This is a genomic window from Coprobacter fastidiosus (assembly GCF_030296935.1).
Taxonomy (GTDB): domain Bacteria; phylum Bacteroidota; class Bacteroidia; order Bacteroidales; family Coprobacteraceae; genus Coprobacter; species Coprobacter fastidiosus.
This window is the reverse complement of record NZ_AP028032.1, coordinates 3038778-3051278: the sequence shown is the minus strand read 5'-3', so window position 1 is coordinate 3051278 and position 12501 is coordinate 3038778. Positions and strand designations below refer to the sequence as shown.

The following is a 12501-nucleotide window of genomic DNA, read 5'->3' as shown; positions in this document are numbered from 1 at the left end:
TTTCAAGAACCTTTTAAGTACAAAACTTAAAAGGTTCTAAATCATACGATAAAAAGTAAGGCAGATAAAATATCCGCCTTACTTTTTATCGTATGATTTAGAAAACTCCACTACAACACGCCTTGTGCCATCATTGCTTTTGCAACTTTCATAAATCCGGCAACATTAGCACCCTTGACATAGTTAACAGTACCATCCTCTTGTTTTCCATAACGTACACATTGAGTATGGATGTCGAACATAATCTGTTTCAAACGAGCATCGACTTCTTCTGCCGTCCAGTTTAATTTGATAGAGTTCTGAGTCATTTCGAGACCACTAACAGAAACACCTCCGGCATTAGCCGCTTTACCCGGAGCATAAAGAATCTTCGCTTTCAAGAATTCATCGATAGCCTCAGGAGTCGAAGGCATGTTCGCACCTTCCGACACGGCAAAACATCCATTTGCAAGCAAAGCACGAGCATCATCTCCATCCAATTCGTTCTGAGTAGCACTCGGCATGGCGATGTCGCATTTTTCTCCCCAAGGACGACCGCCTTCTACATACTTGCAACCATACTGTTCTGCATATTCCTTTATACGTCCGCGATACAGATTTTTCAATTCAAAGATATACTTCAATTTGGCTTCATCAATACCGTCAGGATCATAAATATAACCGTTACTATCAGACATGGTGACAACTTTAGCTCCGAGACTGATCAATTTTTCTACTGTATATTGAGCTACATTTCCCGATCCCGATACCGTAACGACTTTACCTTTAATATCGATATTCCGGGTTTTCAACATTTCAAGGAGGAAATATACATTACCATAACCGGTAGCCTCAGGACGAATCAAAGAACCTCCGAATTCAAGTCCTTTACCGGTAAAAGTCCCTGTATTTTCACGAGCCAGTTTTTTATACATACCATACATATAACCGACCTCACGTCCTCCAACTCCGATATCACCGGCAGGAACATCAGTTTCCGGTCCGATATGACGCCACAATTCAGTAACAAAAGCCTGACAAAAACGCATGATTTCCGTATCGGATTTTCCTTTCGGGTTAAAGTCCGAACCTCCTTTACCACCCCCCATAGGCAATGTTGTCAAAGAGTTTTTAAAAGTCTGTTCGAACGCAAGGAATTTAAGGATAGATAAGTTTACGGATGAATGGAAACGAATCCCCCCTTTGTACGGTCCGATTGCATTATTATGCTGTACACGATATCCCATATTGGTTTGTACCTTTCCCTTATCGTCCAACCAAGTTACACGAAACGAAAAAATACGATCAGGAATACACAATCTTTCGATAAGATTGTAACGGTCAAACTCAGGATGTTCATTGTAGGCATCCTCGATAGTTGACAACACTTCTTCCACAGCCTGATGATATTCAGGTTCATTCGGGAAACGTCTTTTCAATTCACTCAGTACGTTTTGCGCATTCATTTTCTTAATAATTTATAGTAGTAAATAATTCAAATTACGATCCCATTTTTGCATAAAGCAAGCCTTTATTCCCTTTTCGCTTCTGACTTTTTACTTTTCAACTGCTCATTAGTAATAAAAACGCAAGAAATAGAGGCTATATCTTTTATTTTGACGCAAATTTAAAACAAATAATTTGATAATTGCAAGAAATAACAGAAAATAAATAACAAAAAGCGCAATAAAATTATTTTTAATGGCAAAAAGTTTCGTTTTTACTTATTTATTAGAAATTTTGACACAAAGGGAAATACAATATACTCAAATATTCTGTCTAAATTTTCTTACAACATTGTTTTGTCGGAAAATTTAAGCGGGCTCTTAATCGGTTATTAAATTATATTTCATATCTTTAATGCATCTGGAATTATTTTATAAAGTCATAATATGCCATCATCTAACTACACATAAATTACACACTTATGAAAAAAATTTTTCCAACACGCAAAAAGGGCATTTCCTTTCTACCAAAAAAATGGATATTAGCAATCTGTTTAGTAAGTATTGCCGGAAATACTCCGGCTACACAGCCCCCAAAATCAGGTAAGGCATACGTTGTCTCCAACGCACATCTGGATACCCAATGGTTATGGACTGTGAGGACATCGATCATAGATTATATTCCTCGTACCATTTATCAGAACTTAGCGCTTATACACGACTATCCCGATTATATTTTCAATTTTGAAGGAGCTGTAAAATATAACTGGATGAAAGAGTACTATCCCCTTGACTACGAAAAAGTAAAAGAGGCTATAAAAAACGGGAGATGGCATGTATCCGGTTCTTCTTGGGATGCCAATGATGTAAATGTTCCGTCTCCCGAATCCAGTTTCAGGAACATATTGCTCGGACAAGAATTTTATAAAAAAGAATTCGGACTGAAATCGACTGACATTTTTTTACCCGACTGTTTCGGTTTCGGTTACACGCTTCCTTCTATTGCCAAACATTGCGGCCTCATAGGCTTCTCCACTCAAAAATTGGGATGGCGCAAAAAACCGTTTTACGGAGACTCGAAAATACCTTTCACCATAGGACGCTGGAAAGGTATTGACGGAGCAGAACTGATATGTGCTTTAGATTGTGGTAGTTATGTACATAATTTTAAAGACGATGATCTTACAAAAGATAATGATCTGATACAAAGTGTAGAAAGAGATCCGATGCATACGGCATACCGCTATTTCGGTGCCGGAGACAGAGGGGGTTCTGCAATGCCTGTCTCCGCTATGGCAATAGAAAAAGCCCAAGTTTCAGGAGACGGACCGATAGAAATTGTCTGCGCATCTTCCGACCAACTATACAAGGACTATCTACATTCCGGAAAAGTAAAAGAGTTACCGGTATTCGACGGCGAATTGCTAATGGACGTACATGCTTCGGGATGCTACACCTCCCAATCGGCAATGAAACGATTCAATCGCAGAAACGAACAATTAGCAGATGCAGCAGAACGGGCATCCGTAATGGCCGAATGGCTCGGCGCTTTACCTTATCAAAGTAAAACCTTGACCGAAAGCTGGCAGCGTTTCATTTGGCATCAATTTCATGACGATCTTACAGGAACAAGTATTCGGGAAGCATATCCTTTTTCTTGGAATGATGAGATTCTTTCCCAAACTCAGTTTATGCAGGTGATGAACACGGCAAGCGGTGCAGTTATTTCAGGAATGAACACAAAAGTCAAAGGTATTCCGGTCGTAATCTATAATCCGGCTGCTTATGCCCGTAAAAATATTGCCGAAGCTTTTATCCCCACAGATAAATTTCCTTCAGGTATAAAAGTTTACACTCCCGACGGAAAAGAAACTCCCGCACAAATACTCGGATATACCGACGGAAAAGCCCACATCTTATTCACGGCAAATGTCGATCCGGTGAGTTATAGCGTATACGACATTCGTTTATCCGGAAAACAAAAAAATACGAAAACTCTGATAACCACTGCAAACTCTATCGAAAACAGTATTTACAAGGTCACTCTAAACTCCAATGGCGATATATCTTCGATCATAGACAAAAGAGTCGGCAAAGAACTTGTTAAAAATGGAAAGGCTATACGTCTCGCTTTATTCCGAAACAATATGTCGAACGAATGGCCGGCATGGGAAATCATTAAAAGCGTAATAGATGCCGAACCCGAATCCATAAAAGAAGATGTCAAAATCACAATAGAAGAAAATGGAGGTTTACGATCTGTGCTGAAAGTAGAACGTAAATACGGTGACAGTAAATTTACTCAACGCATTTGCCTCACCGAAGGTGCTGCTGATGATCGCATCGACATCATTACCGATATAGACTGGGCAACAAAGGCTTCATTATTAAAAGCCGAATTTCCGCTATCTGTATCCAATAAAGAAGCTACTTATGATTTAGGATTAGGAAACATAAAAAGAGGCAACAACACAGAACTTGCTTATGAAGTTTACGCACAACATTGGGCTGATCTTTCTGATAAAGACGGATCTTACGGTGTCTCAATTCTAAACAACTGCAAATACGGTTGGGACAAGCCTGACGATAATACGCTTCGCCTGACTTTGCTGCACACACCGGGTTCTGACAAACGATATGCTCATCAAAGAACTATGGATTTCGGACACCACCAGATCATTTACTCCATAGTAGGACATACTCAATCTCTCGAAAATGCAGGAATCATACAAAAAGCTGAAGAGTTGAATCAACCGTTAATAACTTATATTGCACCTAAACATAACGGAGTATTAGGAAAAACAATATCATTCGTAAATTCAGATACACCTCAAGTAGCCGTCAAAATGCTGAAAAAAGCCGAAAACGGGAACGGATACGTCTTACGGGTTTATGAAACAGCCGGAAAAGAAGTGAAAGATGCACATATTTCTTTCCCGACAGATATAGAATGGGCTCGTGAGGTGAACGGGATCGAAGAAAATGTCGGAGATGTACCTGTATCCGGGAACTCGATTTCTATCAGTTGCAGTAAGTTCCAGCCTAAAACTTTTATTGTGAAACTGAAAGATCCGAACCACAAATTACAATCGGCAGAGAGCAAAAGTATTGCTTTGAGTTATAACGCAAACGGCATATCGACAGACTATTTTGCCGAAATAGCTGATGTAGATGGAAATAAATGCTCTTATGCTGCAGAATTATTACCTGCAGTCTTAGAGGTAAACGGGATACCTTTCAAAATGGGAAAAGCCGGGATAAACAATATAATTAAATGTAAAGGCGACACAATCGACATACCTCAGGATAAAACATACGACAAAGTGTATATACTTGCTGCCGCAACAGACAAAGATCGTACAGCCACATTCCATATAGGAGATCAAGCTGTCGATCTGAAAATCCCGTACTATAGCGATTTCTATTCACAATGGGGATTACAGAATTTCAGTGAAGGGTATGTAAAAGACGGTGTTATCGCCCATGTAGGCACACATCGCCACCATCAGGTATTAGGACTTGAAGGTTCTAACCAATATGTATTCCGCAACGAACCGTATCAATTTACCTATATCTATCGTCTGGAATTAGACATACCGAAAGGTGCGTCCCAAATTATCCTACCCGATAACGAAAATATCGTTGTATTTGCCGCAACAGCAAGCATCGATCCTGCTAATAATATAAAACAGGCAATAGAACCGAGAGCTTTGCCTAAACAAACTCGGGTAATCGAATATGCTAAGAATTAAGTAAAAGGAAAACTTCAAGACCAGACACCCTGATGGAATAATTCATCAGGGTGTCTGGTTTTTATTATATATTCACAAGCATTTCTTATACAGGATGTTGTGTCTATTCCCATTTTATATTAATTTTGAAGCCCAAAATAATGTTGATTTTTCATCACTTTAGATTAGAATAAATTGTCTATGTATAAATATACGGACAATCAAAAGATAAAGCCAACATTCACAGAATAGTTATATCTATTTAGAGCCTGTTTAAACTTTATTCGGGTCAGTTTTGAGAATTTCTTCCGAGTATGTTTTTCTGTTTTTACGAGGAGGATAGCGGGCTATCTGACAAGGGAAAACAGGGGAAAAGACCGGAAGAGAACACAAAAAAAGACCTGATAGTATTTTTTTATTGGAAAATTTAAACAGGCTCTTAATCCCACTTAAAAAGATAAATTTTAGTGCGTAATTAATACTATAATATTATAGTACATCTAATAATATATTTATATTTTATTGATTTATAAACTAATATGAACATTGAATTTTTCAAAAATATAAATTTTAGACTTTTGCTATTTTATTTTCTGACTGCAATTTGCGCTGCAATATCCATAGAAATATTACAATACAACATAATGCAAAACGAAACATCTGCATTTACATTAATAGTCAGAAAATTCAGAAGCCTGTTCGATGCGTGTATGCTCATGCTTCCTTTTTTTCTCATGAACAAACGGAAATGGATAATTTTCATTTTATTATTTCTCTTGGATATATTTTGTTTATCTCAAATATGGTATTTCAGGACATATCAGACTCTAATGCCCTTTTCATCCTATTTTTTATTCGATAACATTTCCGAGTTGCTGATAAAAAGCATTATCGGATCTATTCATCCGGGAGATATATGGGTCATTCTACCCACCATACTACTATTACTTTTGTACTTAGGATTTTATAAAAACAATATCGGCGCATACGAACCTCTCCCAAAACGTATTGCTTACGGTGCAATGATATTCATAATTTGTTCTTTCGGGTATCTTGCAACACCATTAAAAGCAGCGATAATAAAAGATCCGAACCGACCGTCTCCTTGGATAAGATGGACTGCATCTTTCGGACCGTCATTCTATGTCGAAGCAAACGGACTTGTTCCTTACTTTGTTTATACTTTAACTAAAGCGACAACAACTTCAAAAAAAATAACACCAGAAGAAAAAAACTATATCGACCGGTTCATTTTGTCAAAAGAAAAAAAACAAATACACAATACGATTCTTGATCATCCCCGAAAAAATCTGATCATCATTATCGTCGAGTCTCTCAATTCATGGCTATTAAACAGAACCATAGACGGAATCGAAATAACTCCCAACCTAAACCGTTTTATAAAAGAAGATTCTGTTATTTCGGCTTTGCATATTCTTCCCCAAGTAAAAGACGGCAGATCAAGCGACGGACATCTTATGATCAATACGGGAATTCTACCTCTGCAATTAGGAGCAGCGGCAACAACCTGCAAAACAAAACATTTTCCGTCATTAGCCGATGCCCTAAAACCTTATGGTTATTATAGCCTCAATATTATCAGCGATGCCGGAAACTTTTGGAATCAAAAAGAAATGTCTAAAGCCTTCTCATTCGACACGCTTTATGACAAAAAATGTCTGGAAAAAGACGATATGATACGCGGCAGTATCAGCGATAAATCTCTGATGCAACAAAGTTTTAGAATTATAAAAAATTTGCCCGAACCCTTCTTCTGTCAGATCGTAACCGCCTCGACACACATGCCTTACGACACTCCTATAAATAAAACCCGGATATCCGAGTCCAAGCAATTTACTTCTACGGTAAGAAACTGTATGGAGGCATTCCATTACACAGATCAGGCAATCGGTTCTTTTATCGATTCTCTGAAAAAGAACAATTTATATAAAAATTCAACGATAGTCATCGTCTCCGATCATGATGAATTAGGTAAAAACGTTTTAGACGGCAGAAAAAAAAGAAAACTATCTGATAGAGAAACCGCGATGATTATTCTAAATGTCCCACTTTCTCTAAATTATAAAAATATTATGGGACAAATCGACATATACTCGACTTTACTCGATGTCATGGGCTTGAACAATTATTCCTGGAGAGGAATGGGACACAGCATTTTACAATATCCCGTATCCAGTGCCGTACACTGGGACAAAAAATCGATATACGGAAATAGCGACTCTCCTCTTATACCTGATCAAATAAAAGCTTGGGACATATCAAATCTTATTTTATCCAAAGACTATTTCGGGTCTTTTGCCTCTCGTCCAAAATAAAAAGGTTCAAGATATTCTAAACGACATAGTCTTCTACCAAGAGCTTATTCAAAATTTTCGATAAGAAAATATCATCAGGTCATTTCTGTATTTTCTTCCGGTCTGCTTCTCATTTTCATTTTTCAGATTGCCCGCTATCGTTCTTATAAAGAACTCAAATAAATTTATTACCGAAAATAAAAAGGGAGAACATAATGCTCTCCCTTTTTCAATATAACATAGATGAAAATCAATCTTCTACTTCAACACCCCACTGTTGTTTTGCAAGACGTTTGTAGTTATTATATCTCCATTTTGCATTATCTTGAGCAGCTTGGAATAATTCGGCGGCTTCGTTCGGATACTGTTTCATTACAGAAGCGTAACGAACTTCTCCCTTCAGGAAGTCTTGGAACTTATCCCATTGCGGTTCTTTGCTGTCCAATGTAAACGGATTTTTGCCTTCTGCCTCGAGCATAGGATTATAACGCCACAAATGCCAATATCCGCATTCAACAGCAGCAGCTTCTTCGGCCTGAGCTTTACCCATACCTTTCTTCAAACCGTGGTTGATACACGGAGCATAAGCGATAATAATAGAAGGTCCGTCGTAAGCTTCAGCTTCGCGAATAGCTTTCAGAGTCTGAGCCTGATCAGCACCCATAGCGATTTGTGCGCAATATACATAACCGTAAGTAGAAGCGATCAAACCGAGATCTTTCTTGCGTACACGTTTACCGGCAGCGGCAAATTTAGCAATAGCTCCTACCGGAGTCGCTTTAGAAGCTTGACCACCCGTATTCGAATAAACTTCTGTATCCAATACGAGGATATTTACATTCTTACCGGATGCAAGAACATGGTCGAGACCACCGAAACCGATATCATAAGAAGCTCCGTCACCACCGATAATCCATTGAGATTTCTTGATGAGATATTTGCTCAATGAAGCGATCTCCTTACAAATTTCACACTTATCGGCTGCAGCTTTTACCATCGGTGTGATCTTAGCTTCCAGTTCGATAGAACGTTCGGTATTTTCCTTATCGGCGATCCATTCGGTAAACAAAGTCTTCATTTCTTCGGGACAACCGCTTTCGATAGCCTGATTCATCAACTTAACGATACGTTCACGCATTTTGTCAACGGCAAGATACATACCGAAACCGAATTCACAGAAATCCTCGAACAAAGAGTTCGCCCATGCCGGACCGTGACCTTTTTCGTTTGTCGTATAAGGAGTCGAAGGGATAGAACCTGAATAGATCGAAGAACATCCTGTTGCATTAGCAACCATCTCACGATCACCGAACAATTGAGAAATCAATTTCACGTACGGAGTTTCACCGCAACCCGAACATGCACCGGAGAATTCGAAGAGAGGAGTAGCGAACTGTGAGTTCTTCACATTAGCTTTGATATCTACAAGATGTTGTTTGCTCTTCACGTTATTAACGCAATATTCCCAGTTGGCAGCTTGAGGCAATTGAGATTCAAGATCGGTCATAGCCAAAGCTTTACCATTCTTATTACCCGGACATACGTCAACACAGTTACCACAACCCAAACAGTCGAGAACATCTACCTGCATGCGGAATGTCATGCCGTCAAAAGCTTTTCCCACCGCTTTAAGCATCGGGAAATTCGCACCTGATTGTTCTGCCGCATCAAGAACGAACGGGCGGATAGAAGCGTGAGGACAAACATAAGCACATTTGTTGCACTGTATACAGTTTTCAGCTGTCCATACCGGAACAAAAGCTGCGACACCACGTTTCTCGTATTTAGCTGTCCCCTGATGCCAAGTACCGTCTTCAAGACCTTTAAATGCTGATACAGGAAGCAGATCGCCATCTTGTGCATTGATAGGACGAACAACTTCGTTGATGAACGCCGGATCATTGTTCGGCAGCACTTCATCATCCGGCAGATTCGCCCATGCAGGATCTACGGTAAGTTGTTTATATTCACCGCCACGGTCAACGGCAGCATAATTTTTGTTTACGACATCTTCACCTTTTTTACCGTAAGATTTTACGATGAACTTCTTCATCTGTTCGATAGCCAGATCGACAGGAATTACACCAGTAATACGGAAGAAAGCAGATTGCAGGATCGTATTGGTACGATTACCCAAACCGATTTCCTGAGCTATCTGAGTCGCATTAATATAATAAACACTTATGTTTTTCTGTGCGAAATAGCGTTTTACTTTATTCGGCAAATGCTTTGCCAGTTCTTCCTCGTTCCAGATCGTATTCAACAAGAAAGTTCCGTTCTCACGAAGACCGCGAGTCACATCATACATACGCAAATAGGCCTGTACATGACAAGCGACAAAATTCGGAGTATTTACCAAATAAGTAGAACGAATAGGGCTATCTCCGAAACGAAGGTGAGAACAAGTGAAACCACCCGACTTCTTAGAGTCATAAGAGAAGTATGCCTGACAATGCTTATCGGTATTGTCACCGATAATTTTTACGGAGTTCTTGTTAGCACCGACTGTTCCATCAGCGCCCAATCCGTAAAACTTAGCTTCAAACATACCTTCGCCACCCATGGCGATTTCTTCTTTTTGAGGTAAAGATGTAAAGGTTACATCATCAACGATACCGATAGTAAAGTTATTTTTCGGCATCGGCAAAGCAAGATTCTCAAATACGGCCAATATCTGAGACGGAGTAGTATCTTTAGAACCCAAACCATAGCGTCCGCCTACGATTTCAGGAGCATTTTCTTGTCCGTAGAACACATCTTTAACATCCAGATATAAAGGTTCTCCGGTAGCGCCAGGTTCTTTTGTACGATCCAGAACGGCAATACGTTTTGCAGTTTTAGGAACAGCGGCCAAGAAATGTTTTGCAGAGAACGGACGATACAAGTGTACCGAAACCAAACCTACTTTTTCACCTTTGGCTGTCAGATAATCGATAGCTTCACGGGCAGCTTCCGTTACAGACCCCATAGCGATAATCACACGGTCGGCATCTTCAGCTCCGTAATAATCGAACAGACCGTATTTACGTCCGGTAATTTTCGAAATTTCATTCATGTATTCCTCTACGATAGCCGGAACAGCTTCGTAATAGTTATTACATGACTCCCGATGTTGGAAGAAAGTATCCGGATTTTCAGCCATACCGCGAGCCACCGGATTTTCGGGGTTCAAGGCACGGTTACGGAATTCTTGAAGAGCTTCTTGATCGATCAACGGAGCAAGATCTTCATTTTCCAACATTTCTATTTTCTGTATCTCATGAGAAGTACGGAATCCGTCAAAGAAGTTGACGAAAGGCACACGAGCTTTAATAGTCGATAAGTGAGCGACTCCGGCAAGATCCATAACCTCTTGAACCGAACCTTCTGCCAACATAGCGAATCCGGTCTGACGGGTCGACATTACATCTTGATGATCTCCGAAGATACAAAGTGCATGAGATGCCAACGTACGGGCAGAAACATGAAATACACAAGGAAGGAATTCTCCGGCAATTTTGTACATATTCGGGATCATCAACAATAATCCCTGAGATGCAGTATAGGTCGTAGTCAAAGCTCCGGCCTGTAAAGAACCGTGTACAGCACCCGCTGCACCGGCTTCCGATTGCATTTCTTGAACTAATACGGTTTCGCCGAAGATATTTTTTCTTCCGGCAGCAGCCCACTCATCCACGTATTCTGCCATGGTTGAAGAGGGTGTGATAGGATAAATAGCAGCCACTTCACTGAACATATACGAGATATGTGCAGCCGCTTGATTACCATCACAGGTCAACATTTTCTTTTGTTTGGTCATATTCTAAATATATATTTGAGAATTTAAAAATGCAATTACAATATTACTGAAATTAATATAAAAATCCGAACAACCACAGCGGAATTTTATTCTCCCTGCCGATTTCGGTACGATCTATCGTATAATAAATATCGGGATTTATTCTTCCCCGTATGTTTTCGCTCTCTATCTTAAAATTATACTTCTGATTAACAAGGAAATGCGTATTCTTTTCACCTTTATTCAACCGGTTATCCTTATGCAAAGTATTATAAAAGAATGTCTCCCGAACCGCTTGCTCTTCTACTTGAGCCGGACGAATCGGGTACATCAGATTCGTATTGTGCATATATACCATTGCCGGCTTTTTGGGAAATTCCTCATCAACAGGATACAACATATTGATAAGTCGGGCATCTTTCAGATATTTGATATAGTTCACAACTGTAGCCCTCGACGTCTGTATCTCTTTGCTCAACTGACTCACATTCGGAGCAGAAGGTGCATTTACGGCTAACAAATATAAAAGCTTACGCACTTTCGGTAAATAAGTAAGTTCTATCTGTTTGATGAAAAGGATATCTACCTCCATCATCATATTCATCGTTTTAATCAAATTTTCCGAGAAATTACGCTTCTCCAGAAAAAAAGGATAAAAACCGTGATGCAGATAGTCTTGAAAATATGCCAAAGGTTTCACCTTATTACATATTTCCGATGCAATAACCGTATGATTGCATAACAACTCGTCCAACTTCACCGAAGGGAAATCCGTCCCCGCCATCAGGTTTAAATATTCCCTAAAAGAAAATCCCCTCAGATTATAAGAATCCGCGACACCCGAAAGCAAAGGATTTTCCTCTTTTAACCGCATCACAGAAGAACCGGAAAAAACAATCTTCAACTCCGGAAAGTGATCATAACAATATCTCAACTCTTCTGACCAGCCGGGATATTTAAATACCTGATCGATCAATAAAGTTTTTCCTCCCTTTATTCTGAATTCATCGGCAAAATCGATTAATGTCCGTTCGGTAAAATAAAGATGGTTCAGATTGATATAAAGGCAAGAACGATCGGTACCGAAATTTTCCTTAGCATATTGCAGCAAAAACGTAGTCTTTCCGACCCCCCGACTGCCTTTGATACCTATAAGCCGGTGACTCCAGTCGATCTCCCGCATCAGTTCTCTCTTTACAGGAGAGTTTACATGCTCTACCAGATATTTATGTGTTCTAAAGAATGCTTCCACG

General features: G+C 39.5%; 5 protein-coding genes. 2 read left to right on the top strand and 3 right to left on the bottom strand.

The features are described 5' to 3' along the window. Positions 1–110: 110 nt before the first annotated feature. Positions 111–1445, bottom strand: a complete 1335-nt coding sequence (locus QUE35_RS12030; protein ID WP_009317819.1) for an NADP-specific glutamate dehydrogenase — start codon at positions 1443–1445, stop codon at positions 111–113. 461 nt (positions 1446–1906) lie between these two features. Between QUE35_RS12030 and QUE35_RS12025 the strand changes: the two genes are divergently transcribed. Both QUE35_RS12025 and QUE35_RS12020 read left to right on the top strand, forming a co-directional pair. After that, positions 1907–5176: an alpha-mannosidase gene (locus QUE35_RS12025; protein ID WP_022602343.1), complete on the top strand. Its 3270-nt coding sequence runs from the start codon at positions 1907–1909 to the stop codon at positions 5174–5176. Positions 5177–5694: 518 nt separating this feature from the next. Continuing rightward, a complete protein-coding gene (locus QUE35_RS12020; RefSeq protein ID WP_022602345.1) occupies positions 5695–7491 on the top strand; it encodes an LTA synthase family protein in 1797 nt (598 codons plus the stop codon). 229 nt (positions 7492–7720) lie between these two features. On the opposite strand, the gene nifJ is transcribed toward QUE35_RS12020, so the two are convergent. Both nifJ and QUE35_RS12010 read right to left on the bottom strand, forming a co-directional pair. Beyond that, on the bottom strand, positions 7721–11269 hold the full coding sequence (gene nifJ / locus QUE35_RS12015) for a pyruvate:ferredoxin (flavodoxin) oxidoreductase (RefSeq protein ID WP_022602346.1): 3549 nt from the start codon (positions 11267–11269) through the stop codon (positions 7721–7723). 52 nt (positions 11270–11321) lie between these two features. Continuing rightward, entirely contained in the window at positions 11322–12500 is a 1179-nt protein-coding gene (locus QUE35_RS12010; protein WP_022602347.1) for an ATP-binding protein, read from the bottom strand. Position 12501 lies beyond the last annotated feature (1 nt).